General features: G+C 59.8%; 22 protein-coding genes. 15 read left to right on the forward strand and 7 right to left on the reverse strand.

Annotated elements, in window-relative coordinates:
- Positions 1 to 7: 7 nt before the first annotated feature.
- On the reverse strand, positions 8 to 1,810 hold the full coding sequence (locus AC5FXY_RS21460) for an ABC transporter substrate-binding protein (protein ID WP_493558777.1): 1,803 nt from the start codon (positions 1,808 to 1,810) through the stop codon (positions 8 to 10).
- Positions 1,811 to 1,897: 87 nt separating this feature from the next.
- Here AC5FXY_RS21460 and AC5FXY_RS21465 point away from each other — a divergent pair, with 87 nt between their 5' ends.
- From AC5FXY_RS21465 to AC5FXY_RS21500, 8 genes are all read left to right on the forward strand, one after another.
- Complete coding sequence (locus tag AC5FXY_RS21465; RefSeq protein ID WP_493558778.1) at positions 1,898 to 2,578, forward strand: metal-dependent hydrolase; 681 nt, start codon at positions 1,898 to 1,900, stop codon at positions 2,576 to 2,578.
- An 84-nt stretch (positions 2,579 to 2,662) separates the two neighbouring features.
- Positions 2,663 to 3,472, forward strand: a complete 810-nt coding sequence (locus tag AC5FXY_RS21470) for a ParA family protein (protein ID WP_493558779.1) — start codon at positions 2,663 to 2,665, stop codon at positions 3,470 to 3,472.
- 261 nt (positions 3,473 to 3,733) lie between these two features.
- Positions 3,734 to 5,473, forward strand: coding sequence for a PA14 domain-containing protein (locus AC5FXY_RS21475; protein WP_493558780.1), 1,740 nt, complete (start codon positions 3,734 to 3,736; stop codon positions 5,471 to 5,473).
- A 154-nt stretch (positions 5,474 to 5,627) separates the two neighbouring features.
- Positions 5,628 to 5,996 carry a hypothetical protein gene (locus AC5FXY_RS21480; protein WP_493558781.1) on the forward strand — a complete coding sequence of 123 codons (369 nt, stop codon included), beginning with the start codon at positions 5,628 to 5,630 and terminating at the stop codon, positions 5,994 to 5,996.
- A gap of 386 nt (positions 5,997 to 6,382) precedes the next feature.
- Complete coding sequence (locus AC5FXY_RS21485) at positions 6,383 to 8,806, forward strand: TonB-dependent siderophore receptor (protein ID WP_493558782.1); 2,424 nt, start codon at positions 6,383 to 6,385, stop codon at positions 8,804 to 8,806.
- Between the two features lie 20 nt (positions 8,807 to 8,826).
- A complete protein-coding gene (locus AC5FXY_RS21490) occupies positions 8,827 to 9,537 on the forward strand; it encodes an ABC transporter ATP-binding protein (RefSeq protein WP_493558783.1) in 711 nt (236 codons plus the stop codon).
- A 6-nt stretch (positions 9,538 to 9,543) separates the two neighbouring features.
- Positions 9,544 to 10,962, forward strand: coding sequence for an ABC transporter permease (locus tag AC5FXY_RS21495; protein ID WP_493558784.1), 1,419 nt, complete (start codon positions 9,544 to 9,546; stop codon positions 10,960 to 10,962).
- Between the two features lie 4 nt (positions 10,963 to 10,966).
- Positions 10,967 to 12,349: an ABC transporter permease gene (locus tag AC5FXY_RS21500; protein WP_493558785.1), complete on the forward strand. Its 1,383-nt coding sequence runs from the start codon at positions 10,967 to 10,969 to the stop codon at positions 12,347 to 12,349.
- A gap of 245 nt (positions 12,350 to 12,594) precedes the next feature.
- Here AC5FXY_RS21500 and AC5FXY_RS21505 read toward each other — a convergent pair whose 3' ends face one another.
- The 3 genes from AC5FXY_RS21505 to serA form a co-directional block, all read right to left on the reverse strand.
- A complete protein-coding gene (locus AC5FXY_RS21505) occupies positions 12,595 to 13,746 on the reverse strand; it encodes a redoxin domain-containing protein (protein WP_493558786.1) in 1,152 nt (383 codons plus the stop codon).
- A gap of 911 nt (positions 13,747 to 14,657) precedes the next feature.
- Positions 14,658 to 14,993, reverse strand: coding sequence for a hypothetical protein (locus AC5FXY_RS21510; RefSeq protein ID WP_493558787.1), 336 nt, complete (start codon positions 14,991 to 14,993; stop codon positions 14,658 to 14,660).
- A 29-nt stretch (positions 14,994 to 15,022) separates the two neighbouring features.
- Positions 15,023 to 16,930, reverse strand: coding sequence for a phosphoglycerate dehydrogenase (gene serA, locus AC5FXY_RS21515; RefSeq protein ID WP_493558788.1), 1,908 nt, complete (start codon positions 16,928 to 16,930; stop codon positions 15,023 to 15,025).
- A gap of 355 nt (positions 16,931 to 17,285) precedes the next feature.
- Here serA and AC5FXY_RS21520 point away from each other — a divergent pair, with 355 nt between their 5' ends.
- Complete coding sequence (locus tag AC5FXY_RS21520; RefSeq protein ID WP_493558789.1) at positions 17,286 to 17,924, forward strand: hypothetical protein; 639 nt, start codon at positions 17,286 to 17,288, stop codon at positions 17,922 to 17,924.
- Between the two features lie 86 nt (positions 17,925 to 18,010).
- On the opposite strand, the gene AC5FXY_RS21525 is transcribed toward AC5FXY_RS21520, so the two are convergent.
- Positions 18,011 to 18,331 (reverse strand): hypothetical protein, encoded by a 321-nt coding sequence (locus tag AC5FXY_RS21525; protein ID WP_493558790.1) that lies wholly within the window; start codon positions 18,329 to 18,331, stop codon positions 18,011 to 18,013.
- A 249-nt stretch (positions 18,332 to 18,580) separates the two neighbouring features.
- Between AC5FXY_RS21525 and AC5FXY_RS21530 the strand changes: the two genes are divergently transcribed.
- The 6 genes from AC5FXY_RS21530 to AC5FXY_RS21555 all read left to right on the forward strand — a co-directional run bounded on the left by AC5FXY_RS21530 (position 18,581) and on the right by AC5FXY_RS21555 (position 23,489).
- Entirely contained in the window at positions 18,581 to 19,582 is a 1,002-nt protein-coding gene (locus AC5FXY_RS21530) for a transglutaminase-like domain-containing protein (protein WP_493558791.1), read from the forward strand.
- A gap of 74 nt (positions 19,583 to 19,656) precedes the next feature.
- On the forward strand, positions 19,657 to 20,892 hold the full coding sequence (locus tag AC5FXY_RS21535; protein ID WP_493558792.1) for a helix-turn-helix domain-containing protein: 1,236 nt from the start codon (positions 19,657 to 19,659) through the stop codon (positions 20,890 to 20,892).
- Positions 20,893 to 21,004: 112 nt separating this feature from the next.
- Positions 21,005 to 21,544 (forward strand): hypothetical protein, encoded by a 540-nt coding sequence (locus tag AC5FXY_RS21540; protein WP_493558793.1) that lies wholly within the window; start codon positions 21,005 to 21,007, stop codon positions 21,542 to 21,544.
- A 42-nt stretch (positions 21,545 to 21,586) separates the two neighbouring features.
- The gene (locus AC5FXY_RS21545; protein WP_493558794.1) at positions 21,587 to 22,177 is read left to right on the forward strand and encodes a YceI family protein; all 591 of its coding nucleotides are present in this window, start codon (positions 21,587 to 21,589) and stop codon (positions 22,175 to 22,177) included.
- A gap of 105 nt (positions 22,178 to 22,282) precedes the next feature.
- Positions 22,283 to 22,684, forward strand: coding sequence for a DUF3224 domain-containing protein (locus AC5FXY_RS21550; protein WP_493558795.1), 402 nt, complete (start codon positions 22,283 to 22,285; stop codon positions 22,682 to 22,684).
- Between the two features lie 127 nt (positions 22,685 to 22,811).
- Positions 22,812 to 23,489: an alpha/beta hydrolase gene (locus AC5FXY_RS21555; protein WP_493558796.1), complete on the forward strand. Its 678-nt coding sequence runs from the start codon at positions 22,812 to 22,814 to the stop codon at positions 23,487 to 23,489.
- A gap of 113 nt (positions 23,490 to 23,602) precedes the next feature.
- Here AC5FXY_RS21555 and AC5FXY_RS21560 read toward each other — a convergent pair whose 3' ends face one another.
- Entirely contained in the window at positions 23,603 to 24,589 is a 987-nt protein-coding gene (locus AC5FXY_RS21560; protein ID WP_493558797.1) for a hypothetical protein, read from the reverse strand.
- A 57-nt stretch (positions 24,590 to 24,646) separates the two neighbouring features.
- Positions 24,647 to 26,420: ABC transporter ATP-binding protein (locus tag AC5FXY_RS21565; RefSeq protein ID WP_493558798.1), on the reverse strand; the 1,774-nt coding region annotated here is incomplete at its 5' end.

Consider the following 26,420-nt stretch of genomic DNA (forward strand, 5'->3'; position numbering starts at 1 on the left):
CCAGGCTTTAGTTCTTCCACACCCGCTCCAGCACCAGCTGATTCATTGGGTTAGGAGTGAGGCCGTGCACGTTGTTTTGCGTCAGGCGCACCACTTGGTCGTAGTAGAGCGGAATGACGGGCACATCGCGCACGACGAGGCGGTCCATAGCCTGGTAGAGAGCCCAGCGGCGGTGGTCGTCGCGCTCCAGCTTGGCTTGTTCGTAGAGGCGGTTGTATTCGGGGTTTTGGTAGTGGGTTTTGTTCGGGCCAGCCGGAGAGAAGTTGGATCCGTAAAAGAGTGCCAGGTAATTTTCTGCATCGGGATAGTCGCCTAACCATGACTTGGTAAACATGGCCGCACGGCCATTGTCCACCATTTCTTGGTGCGCTGCCGACTGGTTCACGTCGATTTCTACCTGCACACCCACTTCAGCCCACTTCTTCTGCAGGTATTCGCTGATTTCCTTGGTGTCGGCTACGGTATTCAGGCGCAGGCGCAAGGGCTTATTGGGGCCATAGCCGGCTTCGCGTAGCAGCTGACGGGCTTTTTCGGGCTGATACGTGTAGCCTGGTACGGCCTGCTGGCTAAACGACGGCAGCGACGAGGGCACGAAGCCTGAATGGCCGGGCACACCCACGTTGTTCAGGAAGTAAGCCAGCAGCTCGGGTTTATTGAGGGCGTAGTTGAGCGCTTGCCGCACGCGCCGGTCGCGCAGGGCAGGCTGGTTGTTAGCCCCGCGCAAGTTGGTGGGGTCTTGCTGAAAGCCGAGGTATTCGGTGTTCAGATAGGGGACTTTCTCGAAGCGAAACTTGCCGGCAAACTCCTGGCGCACCTGCCCGTTAGGGTACAGAATCAGGTCGCGGGAGCCCGCCCGGATGCCCGACAGAAAGTCCAGCTTGCCTTGCTGGAAGGTCAGAAACTCGGATTTGCGGTCGGCAATAAAGCTGATCTGTACCGCGTCGAGGTACGGAAGCTGCTTGCCCTTGGCGTCGCGGCGCCAATAGTTCGGGTTGCGGTGGTAGACAATGGCCGAGCCTTCGTCCCAGCGCTTGAACACAAACGGGCCCGTGCCCACCGGATGCTCGCGGAAGTCTTTACCGTAGCGTTGCACGGCTTCGCGCGGCACCACGAAGGCGTAAGGCATCGTCAGGATGCCAAGAAAAGGAATAAACGGCTCCTTCAGGTAAACGCGCACCGTGGAGTCGTTGGCCGCCACAAAAGCCGTATCCGATGGTTCGCCGTCGGGCTTTTCCAGCACCTTGCCGCGGAAGATCCAGCCGCCAGGACTAGCAGTGGCTTTATCGAGCAAGCGGCGGAAGGAAAACACGACATCCTGCGCCTGCACGGTGCGGCCTTTGCCGCCGGCAAACACTTCCGAATCGTGGAAGCGCACGCCCGGGCGCAGCACGAAGGTGTACGTCTTGCCATCGGGCGAAATGTCGTAGCGGCGGGCCAAAGCAGGAGCGGGGCGCAACGAGTCGTCCAACTCCACGAGGCCGTTATAGAGCTGCGTAACGGCCCAGATGTTGGCTTGATTGCGTGAGAAAGCCGGGTCGAGCGAGGTCAGTGCCTCGGGCTGGTTGTAGCGAAATACGCGCCGCTCGTCCTGCGACTGACTATTGTTGTTGCAGGCTGTGAGCAAGGCTAAAGAGGCGACCGTCAGGAGCCTGGCGGCCGGAAGTGACCACGGCAAACAAGCCGCTGCCGGACTAGATGGCGCAGCAAAGCTCAACTTGGTCAGCACTTTGCTGCGATTCACGCTAATGCTCTGCACAGTAGGCGCGGAGGAACCCAGAATGCGGCTCAAATGGGCCAAAAAGCGGGGCATGCGTACGGGAAAGAGGTGTATATTTGTGACAAAGTACGGCTAAATCTGCGGCCCGCCGCTGCCGTTTTTACCCGCTAACTTCGCTGTATGGAACTTACCTATTACGGACACTCCTGCTTTGGTCTGCACGTGGGCGGCTCCCGCCTGCTGTTCGACCCGTTCATTCGCCCTAACGACCTGGCTAAGGACGTGAAGGTGGAAGAAATCGAAACTGACTTCATTCTGCTTTCCCATGGCCACGGTGACCACGTCGCTGATGTAGCCGAAATTGGGCAGCGCACCAAAGCGCCTCTGGTGGGCATGTTTGAGGTGCTGAGCTGGTTTGAGCAGCAAGGTCTGGAAGCACCGTACAAGATGAACATCGGCGGCAAAGCGCAGTTCCCTTTCGGGACCGTCAAAATGGTGCCGGCCGTGCACAGCTCTTCCATGCCCGATGGCTCGTACGGCGGTATTGCCGGGGGCTTTGTGCTGGAAACGGCAGAAGGCAGCCTGTACTTCGCCGGCGACACTGCTCTTACGTATGAGATGAAGCTCATCGGTGAGCGGACAAAGCTTGACGTAGCTTTGCTACCCATCGGCGACAACTTCACCATGGGTATCGATGACGCGCTGGAGGCAGCCAAGTGGCTGGGCGTAAAGCGCGTGGTAGGTATGCACTACGATACGTTTCCGCCCATCAAGCTCGATCATGAAGCAGCACTGCGTAAGGCTGAAGAGGCCGGCGTAGAGTTAGTGCTGATGAAGATCGGGCAAACGATTAATTTGTAAGTTGAATGGCTAAATGGCTTTATGGTTGGCCGTTCATCACATAACCCACAACCATCGGCCATTTATCAATAAATTCCACCCCACATGGGTAAAATCATTGCGGTAGCTAACCAGAAAGGCGGCGTGGGCAAAACCACCTCGTCCATCAACCTCGCAGCGTCGTTGGCTGCGCTGGAATACCGCACCCTGCTGGTAGATGCCGATCCGCAGGCCAACGCCACTTCCGGTGTGGGCTTCGATCCGAAAGACATCCAACACAGCATTTACGAGTGCATGGTCGACGGCATAAACGCCCAAGACATCATCCTGCAAACCAACATCCTGCCGCACCTCGACCTGATGCCGTCCCACATCGACTTGGTAGGAGCCGAGGTGGAGATGATCAACCTGCCGAACCGTGAGGAGAAGATGAAACTGGCACTGGAGCACATCGCCGACCAGTACGACTTTATCATCATCGACTGCTCGCCGTCGTTAGGTCTTATCACAGTGAATGCCCTTACGGCTGCCAACTCCGTTATCATTCCGGTGCAGTGCGAGTACTTCGCGTTGGAGGGCTTGGGCAAGTTGCTGAATACCATCAAGATCATTCAGAGCCGCTTGAATCCGCAGCTGGAAATCGAAGGCATTCTGCTGACGATGTACGACGTACGCCTGCGCCTCTCCAACCAAGTGGTGGAAGAGGTAAAGCTGCACTTCCAACAATTGGTGTTCGATACCATTATTCCTCGCAACGTGAAGCTTTCGGAGTCGCCGAGTTTTGGTATTCCGGTTATTCTGCACGATGCGGAAAGCAAAGGCTCGATCAGCTACTTGAACCTGGCCCGCGAAATCGTGGAGAAAAACTCGGTGGAGCAGGGAGGAACTGCTTATGCGGAAGGCGACGCCGCCTAACTTTTACGCACCTAGTAAGAGCAAGCCCCGGATAAGTCCGGGGCTTTTTTTTGCCCGTTCGGGGCTGTTAAAACGTGGCACCATACAAGGAATTACTTGTTTGATAACGTGATATTTGGATATAAGTAATAACCTTGCTGGCATGGCTAGTCTATTCTCTGTAGTTTCATATTCGGATGGATATGTGGCGACTGCGTAAAAAGACAAGCCTAGGCCCTTGTTCATGGTTTTTTGGCTGTTTGTACTTTAAATTTTCCTACTGTGCATAAACTGATACTCTGCTCTTTCGCTGCCGGACTCGGTTTGGGCTTTGCCACGTTGACCAATGCTGCGGGTGCAACGCCACACTTTGCAGGCCAGCCGCCGCTGCTGGTGGGCACGCCCGGAAAATTGCCGTCGTCCATGCCAGTGCAAAGTGCCGGAACCGGCCTGAGTGCCAGCTATTTTGCCAACGGCTCCTTGGCTGGCGCTCCGATACTGCGCCGGCTCGATCCAGTCATCGATTTTCAGTGGGGCCTGGGGGCACCAAGCTCCGAACTGCCGCCCGACAATTTCTCTGTGCGCTGGGAAGGCCTGCTGGCCGCTTCTGCTACGGGCCGCTACCGCTTCATTGCCCGCACCGACGATGAAGTACGTTTGTGGGTAAACGGCAAGAAGGTTCTGGACACCTGGAACGGCCGCAAGATGCAGCCCGGTGAAGGCACCATTGATATGGCCGCTGGGGAGAAAACCAGCATCAGGTTTGAGTACGCAAACGCTGAAGGCATTGCCAAGCTGCAGCTGCAGTGGGTGCCGCCTGGCCAATCGCCCCAAACCATCCCTACCAGCAACCTGTACCCGCTGGGCTCGCCTACCACGCCCGACCCAGCTGGCGCAGCGCCAGCTCCGGTAGCTGCTGCAGCTACGCCCGCGCGCAAGGAACCGGTAACGGCCAAGGCAGAGCCGGTAGCGCAGCCTGCTGCCGTAGCAACTAAATCCACTCCGGAACCGGCTGCAGAACCAAAGGTAGCAAAGGTGAAACCCGCTAAAGCGGCCAAGCCTGCGCCGCCCGCTCAAGAAGCAGTGGTAGCGAAAGCCGAAGAGAAGGCCCCCCCGGTTGAAAAAGCGCCGAAGCCGGAGAAACCTTCCAAGGCGGAAGAAAAGATTATTAGAGCACAAGCGGTAAAGGCCACCAATACCTTAGCCGATGGAGTGTACATGCTCACGTCGCGGGCTGGTGGGCAGCACCTGGAGGTAATTGACCCAGGCAAGCCCAACAGCCGCGCCTACCAGTCGGCGGTAGGGGGGCTGGCCCAGCAGGAAGTAAAGGAAACAGCACCGCAGTGGCGCATCGAAAGCTTGGGCAATGGCTACTACCGCGTATCGGTACAAGGCAGCAACAAGGTGCTGGAGGTGCTGGGAAGCTCCACTTCCAATGGCACGCCTATGAGCTTGTGGAGCTTTTATAGCGGCAACAACCAGATCTGGAAGATTGAACCGGCTGAGGGTAGCTTCTTCAAACTCATTGCCAAGCACAGCAACAAGGCTTTGACAGCCAAAGACTCTATCGAGGGCGGCTTGCAGCAATGGCGCTACACGGCGCGTGTGGATCAGCAGTGGAAGCTGGAGCGCGTGATGCCTGAACAGAATACGCCGCTGGCTACCGTAACGAGCAGCAAGCCCGGTGTCGGCGACAACAACATGAGTGTGTACCCGAACCCCAGCAACGGGGTGGTGCAGCTCAACTACGAGCTGAAGGAGGAAATTCCGGTGGGCTGGGTGCTGTATAATCAGCGCGGCTCGGCGGTGCGCATGTCGGATTACCGCAAGCGCCAGGCCGGGGCTCAGAACCAAACCCTGGACTTCACCAGCCTACCCGCTGGCGACTACTACCTGAACCTGACGGTGGGCTCCAACACCACCAAGCAGCCGCTAATGATTCGGACGCCCTCAGCGGAAGCGCCAGAAGTGGCCCCAACGCCAGCCTCGCCCGCAACTACCAGCAATACCAGCGGGAAATAAGCTCCGGATAGGCAAAATCAGATTGATAGCACAAGCGGCGGCTCTGGATGGGGCCGCCGCTTGTGTTTGGTAACTGGGTGAGGGTATAAGGACAGATTAGATTTCTAAGAAGCACAGGCCAGTAGTTAGGACGTAGTACCTACATTTGCTGAGCATGTTCGATGACGTGATAGTGAACATACGGCGCAAATTGGTGGCCTGGTGGCTGCTGCTGTTGCTTGGGCGCATTCTTATGCCCGAGGCAGCCTTGCTGCGCATGCACTTTCACAGTCACACCGAAGAAGAGCCCACCGCGCAGGTGGTCAGTAAGCAGGCGCGCCAAGCCATGGTCTCTGCGGAGCACCAGCACTGCCACGCCGAGCAACTCTACGATGTGCCCTTCCAGCCGGCTTTGCCCATACGCGTGGAAGAACCTGTTCGGCTGCAGACCTACGCCGAATACCGGCCCCAGGCACCCGTTTGCCGGGCCTCCCATTTATTAGATGGCGCCTCACTCCGGGGCCCACCCGCACGGCTCGCCTAAGGCGGGCTTAGCCGGCATGCTTGTGGGCAAAGCCGGGTTTACGCTGAAGTGCTGATAGGGCGTGGCCTTGTCAGCGCTCTGCTGCTACATGTTGTCGTTTTATTGGGCCTGCTGCTATGCTTCGCCGGGCCTGGTAGCCATATGGCTACGCTCGTGGCATTATGCCCGGGTAATGACGCATAGGCCCGCCTGGCCTGTTGGTGACAGTAATTTCTTTTCTGGTCTGAGTTGAGCCCTCGGTGTGTCCGAGGCTTTTGAATTCGCCCGGCTGATGCAGCCGGCAGCGGGCCATGCCGCTGAGCGTCGGTCAGACCTATTCCTCTCATTTCTTATCAAAGCTGACTGCTAAGGCCTTGCTGGGCCTTTAGCGGCAGCATACATAATTTATGCATCGACTTTTCTTGTTTTTGCTATTGCTTGCCCCAGCGGTTTGCTCGGCCCAACAACTGTTGGGAGTGATTCGGGGGCGCGTGGTGGGGGCTTCCGGACAGGCGCTGGAGGGCGTCTCGGTGCTGGACCAAACCGGCCGGTACTCGGCGCTTTCCGGGGCTGATGGCCGTTTTGTGCTGGAGCAATTGCCGCTGGCCCAATACACGCTTATCACCCGCAGCCTTGGGCACGAGGAGGAGCGGCGCACAGTGCTACTGAGTGCCGAAACGCCTATGCAGGAGGTGGAATTTGCGCTGCGCAGCAGCACCAATGCCCTGCAGGAAGTAGAGGTATTGGGTCGGAAGGAAACCAGCTACAAAAGCGACTACAGCTTTGTGGGCACCAAAACGGCCTCGAACCCCAAAGATGTGCCGCAGTCGATTTCGACGGTGACCAAGGAACTGATGGAAGACCGGCAGGCCTTCCGCTTGCCCGATGTGGTGCGCAACGTGGCCGGCGTGAGCCAATACTCGCACTACGATGACCTGTCCATCCGGGGCTTCCGCAACGGCTACGAAAGCGGCTTCCGGCTGCTGAACGGGCTGCGCTCGGGCTTTAGTTACGGCAACTCCTTTTTCGTGGCCCCACTGACGGTAAACTTGGAACGGGTGGAGATTCTGAAAGGCCCCGGCGCGGTGTTGTACGGCGACATCAACCCTGGCGGCACGGTGAACATGGTCACCAAAAAGCCGCTCGAGGTGGCCCGGCAGGCCGTGAGCTTCTCGGCCGGCTCTTTCAACACCACCCGCGCCACCGCCGACCTCACTGGTCCGCTCAACGAACGCCGCAACGTGCTTTACCGCTTCAACGCGGGCTACGAGAAGTCCAACACCTTCCGCGACGTGAATGACAGCCGCTCCCTGATGGTGGCGCCCACGGTGACTTTCTTGGCCTCCGACAAAACCACCGTCAACGCCGAGCTGGTGTACACCAGCGTGGATGGCTACCTCGACCGCGGCCAAGTGGTGCGCGGCGGCGACCTGTACGCACTGCCGCGTTCGTTTACCCTAAGCCAGCCGAGCGACTTTTTTCGCACCAATACCTACTACCTGAACGCCTCGCTCAACCACCGCTTCACGGACTGGCTGTCGTTCAATGCCTCGTACCTCGACTTTACTTACAACGAAAACCTGAGTGAGCACCGCACCCTGAATACCTACGCCGACGCGCCGGCCAACACGGTGATGAACCTGCGCTACTTCGCCCGGCAAGCCGAGGAGTACACCAAAAACCTGGCAACCTACTTCGCCCTCAACCGCTCGACTGGCTCCGTGGACCACAAAGTGGTGGTGGGACTGGACTATATCCGCTTCACCACTGACAAGCAAAGTACCATGTGGGAGGCGCGGCAGAAGCAGGTGAACGGCGTGACGTCACCGCTGACTTTCGACCTCAACAACCCGGTGTACGAACTGCAGGACCCCACCAAGTACGTGCGCCGGCCGCTGCCGCAGTTTTTCATCGACTACCTGAACGCCGAGTACCACACCACCGGCGTGTACGTGCAGGACCAACTGACCGTGACGCCGCGCCTGAGCCTGCTGCTGGGGCTGCGCTACGAAATGTTCAACGACGAGCGCGACAATGGTGCAGCCACCATTCCGCAGCGCAAACTGCTGCCCCGAGCCGGCCTCACCTACGCCCTTACCGACAACATCAACTACTTCGCCAGCTACAGCGCCGGCTTCCGGCCACTCAAGCCTGAGTTCATTCGCACGCCCGAGCGCTACGGCCGCAACTCGGCCTTCAGCCCCGAAACCAGCTACCAAGCCGAAACGGGCCTCAAGGGCGAATTCTTCCAGAAGGCGCTCTTGGGTACCGTGGCCGTGTACCAGATCGAGAAGCGCAACCAGCTGGTGAGTACCGGCGCCATCACGCCCTTCGATAGCCCGGAGTACCGCCAGAATGGTATTGCCCGCTCGCGTGGGGCCGAGCTGGAGCTGGCCGGCAACGTGCTGCCCAACCTTAGCCTGAACGCCAGCTACGCCTTCAATGCCACTAAAGTGCTGCGCGCCGACGTGGCTGCCGAGAACGGCCAACCGCTGGCCAATGCCCCGCGGCACCTGGCTGGCCTATGGACCAAGTACACCTTCACCAACCGCGCGCTTCGGGGCCTGGGCGTGGCCGTGGGTGGCAACTACCTGGCCCGGCGCCGCATGGAAAATCAGGTGCGGGATGCGCAAAACGAGCTGTATTGGGCCTACTGGCCAACTTATACGGTACTCGATGCGGCGCTGTTTTACTCCGTCAACCGCTTCAACTTCCACCTGAACGCCAACAACTTGCTCGACAAGCACTACTTCGTCGGCGGGTACGACTTCTTCCGCGTGAGCCCCGGCGCGCCGCGCAACTACATGGCCACGCTGGGCTACACCTTTTAAGCAGCCACCTTCCCTTGCATATGACTTACATCTTGGAAGCCCGCGAGCTACGCAAAGCATACCCGGGCAAACTGGCCCTGCGCGGGCTGAATCTACAAATTGCGCCCGGCGAGGTATTCTGCCTGTTGGGCCAGAACGGCGCCGGCAAAAGCACCACCATTAACCTGTTCTTGGGCTTTATCGAGCCGACTTCGGGGGCGGCCTACGTGAACGGGCTGGAGGTAGCGGCTGACCCGCTCAAGGTAAAAGAGCACCTGGCTTACATCCCCGAAAACGTAATGCTTTACCCGCACCTGACGGGGCTGGAAAACCTGGCTTTGTTCAGCAGCCTGGCCGGCTTCAAGTACGCGGAAAAGGAACTGCTGGCTTACTTGGATCAGGCCGGGCTGCTGGCCGAAGCTGTGCGGCGGCGCGTGGGTACTTACTCCAAGGGCATGCGCCAGAAAGTGGGCATTGCCATTGCGGTGGCCAAGCACGCCAAGGTGCTGCTGCTCGATGAGCCCACCTCCGGCCTCGACCCAAAAGCCTCGAACGAGTTTTCGCAGCTGCTCACCCAGCTCAGCCAGCAAGGCACAGCCGTGCTCATGGCCACGCACGACATCTTCCGGGCCAAGGAAGTGGGCACCCGCGTCGGCATCATGCGCGAAGGCGAGTTGGTGGACGTGCGCCCTACCGCCACGCTCAATGCCCACGAGCTGGAGCAGCTCTACCTCAACTACATGCACAATTAGCCCGCCATGATGCAGAGCATTGCGCAAAAAGAATTTATCAGCACCCTGCGCGACCGGCGCTTTCTGGTGCTAAGCGTGCTGATGCTGGCCTTGCTGCTGGCCGCCACGCTGGTCGGGCGCGCCTCGTACCGCACCTTGCAGCAGGAGCGGCTGCTGGCCCAGCAAACGGTAAACGACCAGTTTCGCAACCAGCCCAACCGCCACCCACACCGGGTGGCCCACTACGGCTCGTTTGCTTTCCGGCCGAAGTCGGGGCTGAGCCTGCTCGATGCGGGTGTGGACTCTTACACCGGTACCGCGGTGTACCTGGAAGCGCACCAGCAGAACAGCGTCAACTTCAGCCAGGCCCAGCAGTCCGGTTCGCTGATTCGCTTCGGCGAAATGACCGTGGCCTTCGTGCTGCAGCTACTCGTGCCGCTGCTCATCATTTTCCTCTGCTTCGGCGCCTTCACGGAGGAGCGTGAAACCGGCACGCTGAAGCTGCTACTCAGCCAGGGCGCTACGCTGAGGCAGGTCGCCTGGGGCAAGATTCGGGGCTACAGCCGGGCCGTGGCCCTGGTAGTGGCGCCTGCCCTGGCGCTAGCGGCCGCGCTGCTGTTCACGGGCGAGGAGTTTGCTTCCAACGCGGATCTGCTGCTGCGCCTGGGGTTGTTCGTGCTCGGCTACGCGGTGTATTTCTTTCTGTTCATCGTGGGCGCGGTGGTGGTGTCAGCGTTGCAGGCCAGCTCACGGGCGGCGCTGGTTACGCTGCTGGGGCTGTGGATTCTGGGCTGCATCATCCTGCCCAAAGCCGCCGCCAACCTAGGCGCCACGCTGTACCCGGCCGTAACCAAAGCCCAAATGGACGCCGCTGTGCACGAAGAAGCCCAGCACGGCATCAACGGCCACAACCCGCACGACCAGCGGGCCGAAGCCCTGAAGGCCGCGGTGCTCAAGAAGTACGGCGTCGACGCGGTGGAGAAGCTGCCGGTGAGCTTGGCCGGTATTCAGATGGCGGCCAGCGAAGAGTATTCGACCAAGGTGTACCAACAGCATTTCGCGGCCCTGAACGCCACTTACGAGCGGCAAAACCGGCTTTCCGACTGGCTGGGGCTGCTGAATCCGTACCAGGCCATCCGGCCGCTTTCCATGACGCTGGCTGGCTCCGACTTTGCCCACTACGTGCACTTTCAGCAGGCCGCCGAAACCTACCGCTACCAGTTGATACAGCGCCTGAACGCCCTGCAGACCGGTATGGGCCACGGCGACAAGGAACGCAAGCTCGACGCAGCTACCTGGCGGCAGATTCCCGCCTTCACTTACCAAACGCCGCCGCTCGGCTGGGCCTTGCCGCTCCTGCTGCTGCCCACTGTGGCCTTGCTGCTCTGGGCCGTGGGCCTCACCTGGCTGGGCCTGCGGCTGATTTCCAATTCCCGAATTGCCTGAGCTGATGACTAAATTCTGGCTTCTTTTTACCTACGAATGGCGGCACTTTCGCGCCGCCAAGGGCCTCGTGTTGCTCTGTAGCATGCTGCTTCTTACCGGATTTTATGGCATTTACTACGGCACCACGGAAGTGGAGCGGCAGCGCCAGCACCTGGCCTCTTTGCCCGAACTAACGCGCCGAAACGTGGCCGAGCTGCAGGTGAAGTTTCCCGATTCCACCGACGCCGGTGACATCGGCTACTACCACAGCACCTACGCCGTAAACCACCCCGATGCCTGGGCCGCCCTCTCGTTGGGTCTGCGCGACGTGAATCCCTACTACGTGAAGCTGCGCCTGCTGGGCCTGCAAAACCAGCTGTACGCCACCGACAACACCAACCCAATGAAGGTGCTTAGCGGCAACTTCGACCTGGCCTTCGTGCTGGTGTACCTGTTTCCACTGCTCATCATCGCCTTAAGCTTCAACCTGCTTTCGGGCGAACGGGAGGAAGGTATTCTGACGCTGCTGCTCGCCCAGCCCGTGGGGGCCAGCGTGGTGGTAACGGCCAAGCTGGCCTTTCGCGTGGCGCTGGTGCTCGGTCTGGCCGGGCTGCTTTCGGCCGTGGGCATGCTGTGGGCGCAAGTGCCGCTGGACGGCCGCGTGGCCACGTGGCTGGGGCTCACGATGTTGTACTGCCTGTTCTGGTTTGGCGTGGCGCTAGTGGTGACGGCCTTGCAGCGCACCTCGGCCTTCAATGCTGTGACGTTGCTGGGTACGTGGCTGCTACTGGTGGTGCTGGTGCCCAGTTTGCTGAACCTGTGGGTGGCGGCCGCGCGCCCCGTGCCGCAAGGCATTGAGTTGACCATCAAGCAGCGCGAGGAAATCCACGCCGGCTGGGACCGGCCCAAAACCCAGACCATGCAGCGCTTCTTCGCTCTGCACCCCGAGTGGCGCGACACCACGACTATTCGGGAGCGGTTTGCCTGGCGCTGGTACTACGCCTTTCAGCACCTCGGCGACGTGGCCGTGGCCGAGCAGGCTGCCGATTACGCCCGCGGCTTGCAGCAGCGCTACCAACTGGTGGAAAAGCTGAATCTGCTGTCCCCGGCCATCAACGCCCAAAGCAGCCTCAACGCCTTAGCCGCCACGGACCTGCCCACGCACCTGCAGTTTCAGCGCAGCGCCGCCGCCCACCACGATGCGCTCCGGGCCTTCTACTACCCGTACCTGTTCCGCCAAGTGGCCTTCAAGCATTCTGACTATGAGCGGGAACCCACGCACACGTTTACCAGTCAGCCGGAGCTACCCACAGCGTTACGCGGGCTGGGCAAGCTGCTACTGAGCGTGGGAGCGGTGTTTGCCCTAGGCTTCGCGCTGCTGCGCCTGCGGCCCATCAACCCGCGTTAGAGCTTCTGTATCAAAGCATTCAGCACGTCCTGCTGAGCTTGCCGAAGCATCTTTACCCAGCAATGAAGCGGTAGAGATGCTTCGGCAAGCTCAGCAGGACGTTGTAGTAGGCTCAACAGTTCCTGTCACTGTTACTCTCAATAGCCTCGTTTCGCTGAAAAATTAAGCGGCGTGAGTGATGGCGGATAACATGCCTAGCTATGCTCCAACAAGCTTATTCGCCCCATCAATACAGTGCCCGAAGCTTAAGGAGCAGATGGTAGCACACGACTCAACGTAACTTGTAGCTCCGCGCCGTGCAGGTTAGTGGCGATGATCTTGCCGTTGGGGTCGAGCAGAAAATTCTGGGGAATGGCGCGCACGTTGTAAAGCGGGGCTACACCTTTGTTCCAGCCCTCTTGGGCCCACAGCTGGGTCCAAGGTAGCTGATCATCTTGCACTGCTTTGAGCCACTTGGCGCGGTCGTTGGCATTGTCCAAGGAAATGCCCACTACTTCAAAATTCCGGGTGCGGAACTGATTGTAATAGCGCACAAGGTTGGGGTTATCGCGGCGGCAGGGGCCGCACCACGAGGCCCAGAAATCGACGAGCACGTACTTGCCGCGGTAGTCGGTGAGGGAAACGGTTTTGCCGTCGGGGGTGGGCAGGGCAAATGGCGGCGCTGATGCGCTCACGGCCACGCGCTTCAGGGCAATGAGTTGCTTGGCAAAGGCCAAGCCCTGCGCTGAGTTCTGCACGCTGGCATCGAGGTCGAGAAAAAGAGGCCCGACGGCTTCGTAGGTTGGAATAGGACCTCCTAAATCCTGAATCACATCCAAGCTGACCAAGCTGCGCGGATGCTCCTGCACAAAGCGGGTTTGTACGGCTCGGAGCGCCGGGTTCGTAATCTTCTGCTGAGCGTCCAGCCGCTGTAAAATGCCGGTGGCCGGACGCTGCTCCGGGGCCGTAGCATAGTACTCGGCCAGCAAGGCATCCAACGGGGCTTTGATCGGTTTCACTTGCGCCTGCAGCGCTTGGTAATCGGCGTTCAAAGCCGCGCCGGCTATGGTGGCGTGCGCTAAGGAATCGGGGCTGCTCACGGTGGTGGGGCCTGGCTCCAGGTAGAGCAGGGTATGATCGGCCTGACCGGTGAGCAAGCGGCGGCGCTTGCCCTGGGGTACCAGCACCAGCCGCGCACGCACTGGCGCAGCGCTGGTGCCACGCAGCGTAAACGCTCCGTTTTTTACGGTAGCTGAATCCGTAATGGCCCCCTGGTACAGCCCTTCCCGGCGCAGGTATACTTTGGCCGGGCCGCTCAGCGCGCCGAGCTGGCCTTTGATAACAAACGAAATCGGGCCTTGGGCTTGGGCCTGTAGGGCGCCGAACAGTAAGCTCAGCGCGACGAGAATACGACGCATGATAAGGTAGGTAGCAAAAAAGGAGTTTGAATGACTGAGACGCGCAATAGGGGTAGCAAACGGGGCGTGGTGCTGGGTAAGATAAACTAAGGTAGTAGTCAGCAATTCTGATACAGCCAAACGTACCGCCGACCGTTCCAGTAAAGCATTCCGCCCAGATCTTCATCATTAAGCAACGCCAATTCCACCGTGCCCGAACATGGAAGAACCGTACTTAAATCTGCTGCGCCTATTCCACGAAGAGGGCGTTGAATATTTGATAGTTAGCTAGCCCGGGTTGCGGACTAGCCGCATCGCGGCGACAGGTTTGTAGCAAACAGCAGCCACGAGGTGCAAAAGCCGCGCAGCGGTGCCAGGAACGGTCGGCCGCTTCTGGCACCGCTGCGCGGCGCGGTTTCATTCGCCCACTTTGAGACTACAAACCTGTCGCCGCGATGCGGCTGACGAACGCCCTGCAACTTGGATTAGCTAGGAGAAAGTGACCATTCTCGATTTCCAAAGTGAAGTTGCTCTTTGTGCGTGGAGCGTTTTTTAGTAAAAGAAAAACATCAACGAGCAGTTGTCAAGTTACTTATGCGGCGCAGCTGCCGCAGAGCAGCCAACGGTAGCAGGGCTAGTAGCAATGCACTGTAACGCCAAGCTGAATTTAACTGAGTAAAAAGCTCCTGCTTTTGCGCGGTTAATGATAATACCGGAGCAGTCGGCATCTCTTGGTAGGTGGATGTAGCGCAGAACGGTAAACGCTCACTTTTGAATATGAGTGGCTTGTAAGGAACCGTGGTGGAAAAAAGTGAGGCCACTGGATAACGCATGTCCAAGCTGTATCTTTTTATCCCAGCTCTCTGAAACAGGCTTAACATGGCCACAAGGCTGCGGTAACGGCTGCCAGCATCAAAATTTATCATCAGGCCCTAGTTCTGTTGTGGATTGGTAGCGAGTTGCCGGGCCACAAACGCGGCGTTGCGTGCGCTTAGGTCGTCTGCCCACACGTTGCCAGTGAAATGCAAAGTGTGCCACTGGCGCAATTGCTGACGTTCAGTGGGAGAAATGTACGCTTCTGGACGGTACAACGAACTGGTTGAATCGTCAGGTTCTACTATCGGCAGCGGCGAAACCTGTAGCCCGTAGCTTGGACCCTGTACTGGCCGGGCCGCGATAAGCACGCAGCCAAGCCATAACAGCCACGCCAAGGCCAACTGGCCGGCGGGGAAAAACAAGGGGCGTGAGTGGCGACGAGCTACGTACATGATGCTATTAACGGCCGACGAGGCAGGATTTAATACAGCACCCGAAACTTAATCGTGTGCTCCACCTCGCGCAGGGCCTTAATCACCTCCTGGTCGTACTGCCGGTTCACGTCGGTAATCACGTAGCCGATGTGCTCGTTGGTCTTGAGGTACTGGCCGAGGATGTTCACGTGGTGGGCGGCTAGCACGTTGTTGATGCTGGCCAGCACGCCGGGCACGTTGTGGTGAATGTGGATGAGGCGGTGGGCCTCCAGCTGGGCCGGTAGTTGGATGTTGGGCAGGTTTACGCTCTGCTGGGTGTTGCCGGTATTCACGTACTGCATGATGCGCTCCGGCACAAACTCCGCGATATTGCGCTGAGCCTCGGCCGTGCTGCCGCCGATGTGGGGCGTGAGCAGCACGTTGGGCAGGCCGCGCAGCTCGCTTTCAAACGTTTCCTGGTTCGTCTTGGGCTCGTACGGGAACACATCCACAGCAGCGCCGCCGAGGTGGCCGCTGCGCAGGGCCGCGGCCAGGGCGGGCACGTCCACCACGTGGCCGCGGGCGTTGTTGAGGAACAGTGCGCCGGGCTTCATCATGGCCAGTTCCTGCTCGCCGATGAGGTTGGTGTTTTCCTTGCGGCCGTCCACGTGCAGCGTCACGATGTCGGCCTGGCGGAGGAGCTCTTCCAGGGAGCGGCACTTCACGGCGTTGCCGAGCTGCAGCTTTTCGGCAATGTCGTAGTAAATTACCTGCATGCCGATGGCTTCGGCCACCACCGAGAGCTGCGCCCCTATGTTGCCGTAACCCACGATTCCCAGCTTCTTGCCGCGAATCTCAAACGAGCCGCTGGCCGACTTGTCCCACTCGCCCTGGTGCATCTTGTCGCTCTTCACGGGCAGGCGGCGGGCCAGCGAAATGATTTCGCCCAGGGCCAGCTCTACCACCGAACGCGTGTTGCTGAACGGCGCATTGAACACCACAATGCCGCGCTGCATGCAGCCCAGCAAGTCAATCTGATTGGTGCCGATGCAAAACGCCCCGACGGCAATCAGGCGGTTGGCGCGCTCCAATACCCGCGGCGTTACCTGCGTTTTGGACCGAATGCCTAGAATGCTCACGCCCTCGATGCGCTCCATCAACTCGTCTTCGTCCAGGCCGCCGGGCACCACTTCCACTTGGTAGCCTTCCTCCCGAAACAGTCGCTCAGCGGTGGGTTCGATGTTTTCGAGCAGCAGGGCTTTGATGCGGTTTTTGGGGTAGGAGAGGGTCATCGGCATTTTATTCTGGTACAAGAACTCGTCGAAGGTGGAGGCTACGCAGTCGGCGCTGGCCACCACGGCGGGGCGGGCTACGTTTTCGGTGAAGGCGTAAAAGCGGGCGGCCAGGCCGGCTTCGCGCATCTGGTAATCGGTGATGCCGTCGCCGATGACGTACACCGGCGCGTCGTCGAGGCCCATGAGCTGGAGCTGACGAATCTTGCCGCCGTCCTGGCTCAAGGGGTTTTCGGGGTCGAAGCCGATGATGTTGCCGTCGTAATCAAACACGAAGGTGTTGGCCAGCACCTGCTCCGGCGGGATGCCGAACTCGGCCACCACCGGCTCGATAAATTCCCGAAAGCCGCTGCTCACGATGTAGATGCGGTCGGCGTGCTGCTGAAAGAAGGACTGGTTGCGGCGGATGCTGCTCGATACCTTGGTGTGCAGGTGCGCCACCAACTCCTGCAGGTGCTCGCGCCGCGCCGGCAGCAACTCGATGCGCCGCCGTAAGGACTCGCTGAACGACACGGAGCCGTCCATGCCGCCGTCGGTGAGGGCTTTAATCTGGCTCACGATATCAGCCCGCTCGGGGCGGCCGCGCAGGGCGATGTCGGCCAGCTCGTCCAGGGCTTCTACCTGGGTGAAGGTGCTGTCGAAGTCGATGACGAGGTAAGGAAGCGAACCGGAGGGAGTAGCCATGGTGACCCCAAGGTAAGTGAGAATGCGGAGCCGGACGCGTGGCACGGCGTGGTTGGCCGCCAGAACAGCAATAGAAACCCAGGTTGGTAGGCGGCTACGGCGTGCTTTCGCTTACGCGACGTAAGTGTGACGCGATGCGGCAAAGAGTATGGCTTTGCCTCGATAAATTTTTCAAGGAGGCGCAACTTACGGGTTCCTGTCAGCATCTTACCGCAGAGTAACTGGCCGGGTGAAGGCGTAGCGTTTGCCGACGACCTTATCACCAACAACGCATATGCGAAATTTTCTACTAATAGCAGCATTACTGGGAGGCTCCGGAGTAGCCCACGGCCAAAGCCTGGAAACCTCGTTTCACTTGAACGCCGGCCTGTCGAGCTTCCGCGGCGCTTCGGCCCAGTTAGAGTCCACGATGACTGTCTCCCGAGAAGGGCTAGATTCTCACGTGTTCAACCAATACGGTTCGTTGCCTGGCTTCTCGTACGGGCTAGCGGCGCAGGTGCAACGTATAACCTCCAGCAATGTCCTCTTTGGGATGCAGGGCGGCTACGAGGCGTTGAGTAGCCAAACCCAGGTAGTGTTCGTTACGCAAAGTATTTTTTCCAGTTTTATAGAGGAAGCATCGGGCCATACCGAGCTCACCAACCGATTCCTTAATGTGCATCCCTATACGGGCCGACGCTTCAAGGTCAAGACCTTTAACTTGGACCTGACAGCGGGACCCGAAGTCGGCTGGCTGCTCGCCAGCCGGGAAACAGGGTCGGCTGAAACCAAGAGCGGCCTTTCTTACTCCTCTAACCTGAAACCAGATCAGCCGGACTTGGATGTGCGGGCAAGAATCAACGCGGCGGCGTACTGGCAGGGTTTCGGACTCACGTTGGGTTATTCTCACGGGCTGACCAACTACTACCAAAGCAGCTGGGCGTCCGGCCAAAACGGTGCTTACAGCCAGACGTGGCGCCTCGGGCTAGTGTACCGGCTGGGCGGCCATTCCTGATTCCACAGCGGGCGCCTGCCACCAAACAAACCGGCCCCACCTGCGAAGGTGGGGCCGGTTTAAATATTACGTAGCAGAAGCTAAACTTAGTCGTCAATCTTGGCTTTCGACTTGCGACGCTTGTCTTTCACCTTGGCGTCGGCTTTGCCACCGGGAGCCGTCATGATCGACGTGCCTTCCGTGGTGCCAGCGGCGGTGCCCTGCGTGGTCATGCTGCCGCCCGTCGTCGTCGATTCCACTGTGGTCGTGGTGGTTTCGGTGGTCGTGGCGGGCGTAGTCGGCTGAGTTACCGGCTGCTGGGGCGTGGTGGTCGTGGTTTGCTGCTTAGTCGTGGTGGTGGTAGACTGGGCGTTAGCCGAGTAGGCACCAGCGAAGAGCAGGGCGGCAAATACTACAAGCTTTTTCATAGCGGTGGTAGGGTTAGGAGTTGTCTGATGATCAAGCAGCTGTTGAAAAGAGATGCCGTTGAGCTGCCCTAAACGGCAAACAGCGGCCGAAGGTTGCCGGTAAGCCACCGCAGGCGCCCGGCCAAAGCTTTGGCGCCGAACTTTTCAGCGGCCTTGCCTGTAGTTTTGTGCGCCTACTGCTTTTGCCTCTTGTAGGGCATCCTGCTTCTTTATTCGAGGTGCCTGTCCTCCTACTATATCCTTTTGTTTGTGCTGTTTCCAGTCGTAGTCTTGGCGTTGAGTTCGATAATTGGCTTCCGTAACGCGGCACAGCCAGCCACTGCCGAGGCCCGTGCCCGTACGTTCGGCTTTGAGTACCAGACCACGGTGCACGGCGTACCCGCCCATGCCAAGACCCTGGACCTATGGCTGCCCGTGCCGCACTCCGATGCGTCGCAGGAGGTGCAAAGCCTACAGATCGACTCGCCCTACCCATATGAGGTGCGCCCAGGTCAGTACGGCAACCAAGTGTTGCACCTGCGCGTGACCGATCCGCGGCCGGAAGGCTTCACGCTCAAGTTGCGCTGCCACGTCACGCGCCACGAGCACGTAAATCCACTGCTGCCCCGAGCCGCGGCTCGACGGCTGCCCAAGCCGCCTGCCGATGCCGACCTGCAACGCTGGCTGGCTCCCGACCGCCTTGTGCCCCTCGATCCGCAGATCCGGCTATGGGCGCGGGAAGTAGTGGCCACAGCCGATGCTAAAACCGACCTGGAAAAGGCCCGCGCCGTGTACAACCACGTGGTAAGCACCGTGAAGTACGACAAAAGCGGGCAGGGCTGGGGCCGCGGCGATATATACTATGCCTGCGACGCCCGCCGCGGCAACTGCACCGATTTTCACGCCCTGTTCATTGGCTACTGCCGGGCCTTGGGCATTCCGGCCCGGTTCAGTATCGGTTTCCCATTGCCCGTCGAGCGTGGCGCCGGCGAGGTAAAGGGGTACCACTGCTGGGCCGAGTTCTACACCAAACAAACCGGCTGGGTGCCCATCGATGCTTCCGAGGCCGCCAAAAATCCCGACAAGCGCGAGTACTTCTTCGGTGCCCACGACGAAAACCGCGTGGAGCTTAGCCGCGGCCGCGACCTGGTGCTGACGCCGCGTCAGCAGGGCGAGCCGCTGAATTACTTCGTGTATCCCTACGCCGAAGTCGATGGAAAGCCCTTCGCGGGCCTGACCAACCAGTTTCGCTACCGCGACGCGGCGGAATAAGCCGTGATAAGCGTAGTGCAGCAAGCAGTCGGAACCAGTACCTTGGCTTGGCACTGAAGCAAGCCCATGGCTCTATGCAGATTCCGTTTACGCCTTTGGTAGTAGTGCTGCTCGCCGTGGTGGCGCAGGCCGTGTTTGCGGCCGGGCTGCTGTGGACGGCCCCGCTGAACCGTCTGCCCAACCGCTTTCTGGCGCTGCTCATGCTTACCCTGGCGCTGTGGCTGCTCGATGGTTTTTTTCGAGTGGCCAACATCTACGGGCAGAACCCCGACTGGTATTTCGCACCGATATACTACTCCTTCGCGTTCGGACCGCTGCTGTACTTGTACGTGCAGAGCCTCGTGAACCATAGTTTCCGGCTGCGCGCCCGGCAGCTGTGGCACTTCGTGCCGGTGCTGCTCCAGGCGGGTTTGTACTGGTGGTTGCGCGTGCAGTCTTACGAAACGCGCAATTGGTTTTGGCAGACCGTGCATCAGCCTTACACCTACCGGCTGGAGTTTATCGGCACCTGGGTTTCGCTAATGGTGTACCTGAGCCTGAGTCTGCAGCTGCTGCGCCGCTACCGCCGCTACCTCGACGACAACTTCTCCGAGACGTCCCAGCTGCGCCTTCGCTGGTTGCGCAGCTTGCTGCTGGTGCTGGCCGTTGTGAGCGTGCAATGGCTGGTGGAAGTGGTGCTGCGCGAGTTTTTTGCCATCTATTACCGCTATGATTACTCCACCCAGATGCTCGGCGCCGTGGTGCTGCTGATCGGGGTGGTGGGGCTGCGACAGGCCAACATGGAAGTGGTGCATTTCGAGCCCGAAGTGGAACCTGCCGCACCCGTCACGCTGGCGGAGGCTGCCGCCATACCCGCAGCGGAAGTATCGGCCGCCGGGGCGCCGACTGGCCCGGCAGCGTGGAGCGTCGAAAGTCCCGCTGCGGTGGAGCCTGCACTTGTGCCCGCGCCCGCGCGCGAAACCCAGGCAGTAGAGCCCGCTGTGCAAGAACGCATCCGGCAAGCCTTGGAAGATGAGCGCCTGTACCTGAACCCTACACTCACGCTGGCCGAGTTATCGGCCTACACGGGGCTGCCGCCGCGGCTGATATCGTTTACGGTCAACAACGGTTTCGGACAGTCCTTCAACGACTTGGTGAACGGCTACCGGGTGGCCGAAGTAAAGCGCCGCCTCGCCACCACCGACGATGCTGCCCGGCTGACCTTGCTGGGTATTGCCTTTGAAAGCGGCTTCAATTCCAAAACCACGTTCAACCGCATTTTCAAGCAGTTCACGGGCGTTGCTCCCAGTGAATATGCCCGTGCAAAGTAGGCGCGTGCGGCCCAGATCATGATTTGGTACGTCCCGGTTCCGGAACTGGGGCGCTTGGCGGCAGTAAGCCCGCCACCTTCGGGTCGATGGATAACCTCACCCGAAACCGATCATGAAAACCCTGCTTAGGGCCCCGCTGCTGGGCCTCGTGTTACTCGCGCTACCCATGCACCTGCTGGCCCAGACTGCTTGGTCAGACCACCGACGCGTACTACCCGATAAGCTCCGGCAAGTGCCGGTTGGCCTCACGCTCTGGCATACGCCCAATCCCAACTACCCTGAGCCCGACTCTGCCAAGCCCGGCCAATACGTGTGGAAACACAGCACCATGGTACGGGCCGAAGTGGCCGACTTGGAAATCGTGGAGTGCGGCAGCTTCATCTGGTACAGCGAAGCCGGCTGGCAAGCCAACATGCGCGAAACGCCCGCCGAGTTTGCCGAGTTTTTTAACTGCCCGCTGGGCCAGCTGCGCCAGGGCCGCACCTACACCTTCCGGCACAACTACCGCTACGCCGCCAGCGCCCAGCAGCTTTACGGCGGCGATGCGCTCTGGTACATACTAGCCAAAGACAAGCAAGGCCGGCTCTACAAAGGCATGGGCCTGATCGAAACGGAGTCCCATGTCAGGGAAGGCGTGAGTCAAAAACGCTAAGTCAAATTCTACTTCACAAGTCAGTCAAGCCGTTGATCAACCATGAAGACGATAATTCTAACCCTGTGCCTACTTGCTGCGCTGCTGACTTCGTTTCGGCCTGTGGCCACCCGCTACCAAGTGCTGCCCGCCGCCAGCCGCCTTGCCTGGACGGGCCACGCCGAAATCGGCTCCTGGGCCCCGAGCGGCACGGTGCAAATCCGGCAAGGCTCGTTTGACTATGACGGCACCACCTTGCGCAGCGGCCGCTTCGAAATCGACCTGCGCACCATCGCCCACGATAACGGCCAGTTGCAGCAGCACCTGCGCGGCGCCGATTTTTTTGATGTGCAGCGTTTCCCTACGGCTGAGTTTCAGCTGCAAAGCGCTGATAACGGCCAAGCCACGGGCGGACTGACCATCAAAGGCGTGACGCACCCAATCAACTTTCCCTTCACGGTAGTGCGTAGCGGCCACGAGCTACGCATTCGGGGCACCGCAACCGTTGACCGCACCTTGTACGGCATCCGCTACAACTCTTCGAGCTTCTTTGCCAACATCGGTGAGCAAGCCATTCGCAATGATTTTCAGCTCGCATTTGAGCTGGCAGCAACTCCCGCTCCACAACTACGAAAAGTATTGATCCAGAAATGAAATGAGCTACCCCCAAAACTTAAATACTAAATATATTAGTATTTAATAGCTATGTATTTTAGTGAATGGTATATTTGGCTATCTAACGGCAAAGAGGTAGCAGCCATGAATATACGTGCAGAAAGTAAGCTGGAGCTGGGCGCCTGGACAGAAGAAGCGCACCTCGAAGTAATAGGAACTCCGGGCATTGCCCGGGCCAGCGTCACGCAGGTCTTTAGCGGCGACATCGAAGGCGAAGGGCAGTTGGAAATGCTGATGACCTATCATACTGATGGCTCGGCCAGCTCAGTAGGCCTGGAGCGGGTGGTGGGGCGGGTAGGCGGGCGCGCCGGCAGCTTTGTGCTGGAGCACAGCGGCAGCGTGGAAGACGGCGTGACCAAGGCCCGGCTGGCCGTGGTACCCGGCTCCGGCACGGAAGAGCTCGACGGGCTGCATGGCCGAGGCTGGTTTGTGCGCCCCAACGGGCAGTGCGGTGCCCTTACGTTGGAGTACAGCTTCGAGCCGTAGCCGCCTGATAGCTCTACCGTAAGGCTGGTCCTGAAAGGTTAGCCTCGAACCTGGGCTATATCTATTCTCTAGGGAGGCAGTACAATGAAGGGTAACGCCCATTCAAGTGTTTTGCTAGGCCCCTGAGATGTTCAAGCCCAATGAATATATCCTCGAATCGGTAGCCCTGCACCAAGTGGTGGAGGGAGTGGAGGAATTGACTTTGCACACCAACGCCGGAGACATGCCGGCACGCCTGCACCCAGGGCCGGCGGGCGCCCCGGTCGTGCTATGGCTGGGCGGTGCCGGCGGTGGCCTCGATGGCCCGGCCTGGGGCATGTATCCACGGCTGGCGGCCCTGCTTCAGCAGCAGCACATTGCTTCCATGCGGCTGCACTACCGCCTGCCCAATGCACTGGAGGACTGTGTGTACGATACGCTGCTGGCGGTGCAGTACCTCGTGCTGCAGCGCGGCTACTCTACCGTGGCCTTGGTCGGGCACTCGTTTGGGGGCGCTGTGGTCATTACGGCCGGTGCCGTGAGCGACGACGTAACGGCCGTGGTGGCCATGAGCAGCCAAACCTATGGCACCAATCTGGCTCCGCAGGTGAGCCCACGCCCGCTGCTACTAGTGCACGGCACCGAAGACGAAATTCTATCGCACGTTTGCTCCGAAAACATCTACGCCCGTGCCAAAGAGCCCAAGAAGATGCTGCTCTATCCCGGTTGCCGCCACGGCCTCGACGAATGCCGGGCGCAGGTGGACGAAGACGTGGTGGCCTGGCTCACGCAGCAGCTGACGGCCCAATCGGCAGCGGGAAGTTGAATTGTGGGCGGAAGGCTTGGGCTTTCTGGTACAGCTTGCCGGTCTTCTTCGTTGATACGCAATACCCCTGATTAGGCAAGCGGTTTTATGCCGCTCGGGGAGGTCGAGCCCAGTCAATCATTGGCACTGACGTACCACTGCTCGGGGGCTATCTGCTCTTTTGCCAGCTTCTTGCTTAGGTTATGCACCACCAGCAGAAAGTCGTATTTGTCGCGGTGGAAGCCGAGCTCCTGCAGCGCTGGCTCCATAGGCGCGGTGCTGAGCACGGCAATCTTGCGGTAGGCCGGCCGCTCCTCGTCGGGTAGTTGTGTGTTCTGCTCGTCGATGGTCAGGCAAGCTGCCTGCAGGGTTACACGCAGGGCTTCGTGCACATCCACCGACAGCACATCTTCGATCAGCCACTGATTGTCTTTGCGGCGCTTGATACACGTGAACAAACCCACCAGCTGGCCATGCTGGGTGACGCCGTACAACTGGTAAGCGGCCTGGGTGATTTTCCAGGACAGCACGCGCGTATCGCGCGCCACCATGCATTGGTACAGGGCCGAGGCCTGCTGCCAAAGCCCATCGATGCGGGCGTCGTTGGCGACTAAGGGAGCCACTTCGTAGCCGGCCGGCAGGTGCCAAGTGCGGTCCAGCGGCAAGGGGTGACTCCAGAGCGGAAAAGTGGTTGATTGTAAGAAAGGCAGCAAGCGCATAATGCGCGACCAGCGCGGGTCGGGCAGCATGTACAGCAGATCGAAGCCCTGCCGGGCAAAGCTTACTGCCGCCAGCCGGTACATGCTGATCATCATCTGCTGCATTTTCAGGAAGCCAGCTTTGCTCCGAAATTTCTCGTTGACGATGACCGCGTAGGGTCGGCAGCCGTTGATTTCCTGCCCATTCACCACCACTGGCGAGGGGATGTAGGCAATCTGGGCCACTATTTCTTGGGTTGCGTCTTCGGTGGCCAGCACAAACGAGGCCGCGCCCACCGGGGCCCGCAGAAACTTCTGCTCCCATTCCTCGGTGGTGAGGCTGCCCCAGTCAGAGTGGCGCGTCCATAAGTCTACCAAGGCCGGCTCGTCGGCCTCCGTGTTCATGCGGTAGGTAATTGCCATGGGGGTTGCGGAAAAGATGTGAGGGCGGAGTAGCGGCGGAATGACCAAGCCGCCGGGTCAGGAGATGTGCTGGTGCTTGTAGAGGTCGGCGTATACCTCGCCGCGGGCCAGCAGGTCCTGGTGGGTGCCGTGTTCCACCACTTGCCCGTCTTTAATGATCAGAATCTGATCGGCGTGGCGGATGGTGGAGAACTTGTGGGAGATGATGAAGATGGTGCGGCGGTGCGCAAAGCGGGCAATGGCTTTGAAGATGCGGGCTTCGGTGAGGCTGTCGAGGGCCGAGGTGGGCTCGTCGAGAATAAGGATAGGGGCCTGTTTCAGGAAAGCCCGCGCAATGGCAATGCGCTGCTTTTCGCCGCCGGATAGCGTGGAGCTTAGCTCGCCGACCAGCGTATCGTAGCCTTCGGGCAGCTTGCTGATGAAGTCGTGCGCCTGAGCGGCTTTGGCAGCTGCCACCACCTCGTCCATACTCGCGTCGGGGTTGCCGAAGCGGATGTTGTCCAGAATAGAAACGGGAAAGAGCAAGGGCTCCTGCAGCACCAGCGAAATGTTTTCGCGCAAGGACTGCAGCTGCACCTCGCGCAGGTCCAGCCCATCGATGGAGATGCTGCCGCGCCACGGGTCGTAGAAGCGCAGCAGCAGCGAAATAATGGACGTTTTGCCTGCACCCGTAGGCCCCACAATGGCCACCACCTGCCCGGGCAGCACCTGAAAGCTGATGCCGGTAAGGATTTCCTTACCCGGGCCGGTGGGCGTGGTGTACCCAAAGCTCACGTCGTCGAAAGAAATGAGGCCGCTGGCCTGCAGCGCCACGGCTTGCGCGGTTTCAGGTACTACTTCCTCCGAGTCCAGAATGTCGAACACCCGCCGGCTGCGCGACACCACCGCAATGGCGGCGCCCACGGCCGTGGTCAAGGCGTTGACGGGGCCGTATAGCGCGCCGACGTACCCGATAAAGATGAACAAGTCGCCGGCGGTGAGGTGCTGCTGCAGGCCCCGGTAAGCCCCCACGCCCAGCAGCGCCGCCGAGGCCAGGCCGGTGATGAGCGTGGTGAGCTGGTTGTAGGTGGTGGCTACCACGGTAGCTTTCTGAAAGGCGTTGCCGAAGCCGGCCGCCTGCTGCTCCAGCTTGTCGAACATCAGCGCTTCGCGGGCAAAGCTTTGCACCGTTTTGATGCCGGCCAGGCTCTGCTGCACGAAGGCCGACAACGAACCCTGCCGGGCATATTGCTCGGTGGTGGTTTGGTCCATGGGCCGGAAAAACAACGCCAGCGCCACGATGAGCAGCGGTACCACCGATATGGCAATTAGGGCCAGCACCAGATCAAGCTGCACCATCACGTAGAACATGGCACCCATGCACACCAGCGAGATGATGGCGGGCACGATGATCTGGGCCACTACGAAGTAGACCACGAACACGTCGCCGGTAATGCGGGTCAGCAGGTCGCCGATCTTGTTGTAGGTGTAGAACGTCATCGACATGCGCTGCAGCTTGCGGTATAGCTCCAGCGAGAGGTCGTACACCAGCCGCCGGCCCAGGCTGACGGTGAGGCGCAGCACCGTGGCCGAAAACACGGCGCTGCCCACCGTAACCACGGCCGTAAACACCACCAGCGCCAGCAGCAGCTGCAGCTTGTCGTGCAGGAAGGCGGCGTGGCCGGTTAGCTCACTCACCACGGCCGGCATAGGCTGGTTGCCCAGCACGTTGTCGATTACCAGCTTGATGGGCAGGGGTTTCAGGACTTCGAACAGGATGCCGACGAGGCCGATAAAAATCAGCAGCAGCAGCTTACCGCTGTAGCGGAAAACGTACTGCGACGAGCGCGCA

This window comes from Hymenobacter sp. FMD4 (assembly GCF_058932745.1).

Bases quoted from the DNA above. Each gene is read 5' to 3' on its own strand.
- AC5FXY_RS21460 (WP_493558777.1), bottom strand. From the start codon at position 1,810: ATGCCCCGCTTTTTGGCCCATTTGAGCCGCATTCTGGGTTCCTCCGCG.
- AC5FXY_RS21465 (WP_493558778.1), top strand. From the start codon at position 1,898: ATGGAACTTACCTATTACGGACACTCCTGCTTTGGTCTGCACGTGGGC.
- AC5FXY_RS21470 (WP_493558779.1), top strand. From the start codon at position 2,663: ATGGGTAAAATCATTGCGGTAGCTAACCAGAAAGGCGGCGTGGGCAAA.
- AC5FXY_RS21480 (WP_493558781.1), top strand. From the start codon at position 5,628: ATGTTCGATGACGTGATAGTGAACATACGGCGCAAATTGGTGGCCTGG.
- AC5FXY_RS21485 (WP_493558782.1), top strand. From the start codon at position 6,383: ATGCATCGACTTTTCTTGTTTTTGCTATTGCTTGCCCCAGCGGTTTGC.
- AC5FXY_RS21490 (WP_493558783.1), top strand. From the start codon at position 8,827: ATGACTTACATCTTGGAAGCCCGCGAGCTACGCAAAGCATACCCGGGC.
- AC5FXY_RS21495 (WP_493558784.1), top strand. From the start codon at position 9,544: ATGATGCAGAGCATTGCGCAAAAAGAATTTATCAGCACCCTGCGCGAC.
- AC5FXY_RS21500 (WP_493558785.1), top strand. From the start codon at position 10,967: ATGACTAAATTCTGGCTTCTTTTTACCTACGAATGGCGGCACTTTCGC.
- AC5FXY_RS21505 (WP_493558786.1), bottom strand. From the start codon at position 13,746: ATGCGTCGTATTCTCGTCGCGCTGAGCTTACTGTTCGGCGCCCTACAG.
- AC5FXY_RS21510 (WP_493558787.1), bottom strand. From the start codon at position 14,993: ATGTACGTAGCTCGTCGCCACTCACGCCCCTTGTTTTTCCCCGCCGGC.
- serA (WP_493558788.1), bottom strand. From the start codon at position 16,930: ATGGCTACTCCCTCCGGTTCGCTTCCTTACCTCGTCATCGACTTCGAC.
- AC5FXY_RS21525 (WP_493558790.1), bottom strand. From the start codon at position 18,331: ATGAAAAAGCTTGTAGTATTTGCCGCCCTGCTCTTCGCTGGTGCCTAC.
- AC5FXY_RS21535 (WP_493558792.1), top strand. From the start codon at position 19,657: ATGCAGATTCCGTTTACGCCTTTGGTAGTAGTGCTGCTCGCCGTGGTG.
- AC5FXY_RS21540 (WP_493558793.1), top strand. From the start codon at position 21,005: ATGAAAACCCTGCTTAGGGCCCCGCTGCTGGGCCTCGTGTTACTCGCG.
- AC5FXY_RS21545 (WP_493558794.1), top strand. From the start codon at position 21,587: ATGAAGACGATAATTCTAACCCTGTGCCTACTTGCTGCGCTGCTGACT.
- AC5FXY_RS21550 (WP_493558795.1), top strand. From the start codon at position 22,283: ATGAATATACGTGCAGAAAGTAAGCTGGAGCTGGGCGCCTGGACAGAA.
- AC5FXY_RS21555 (WP_493558796.1), top strand. From the start codon at position 22,812: ATGTTCAAGCCCAATGAATATATCCTCGAATCGGTAGCCCTGCACCAA.
- AC5FXY_RS21560 (WP_493558797.1), bottom strand. From the start codon at position 24,589: ATGGCAATTACCTACCGCATGAACACGGAGGCCGACGAGCCGGCCTTG.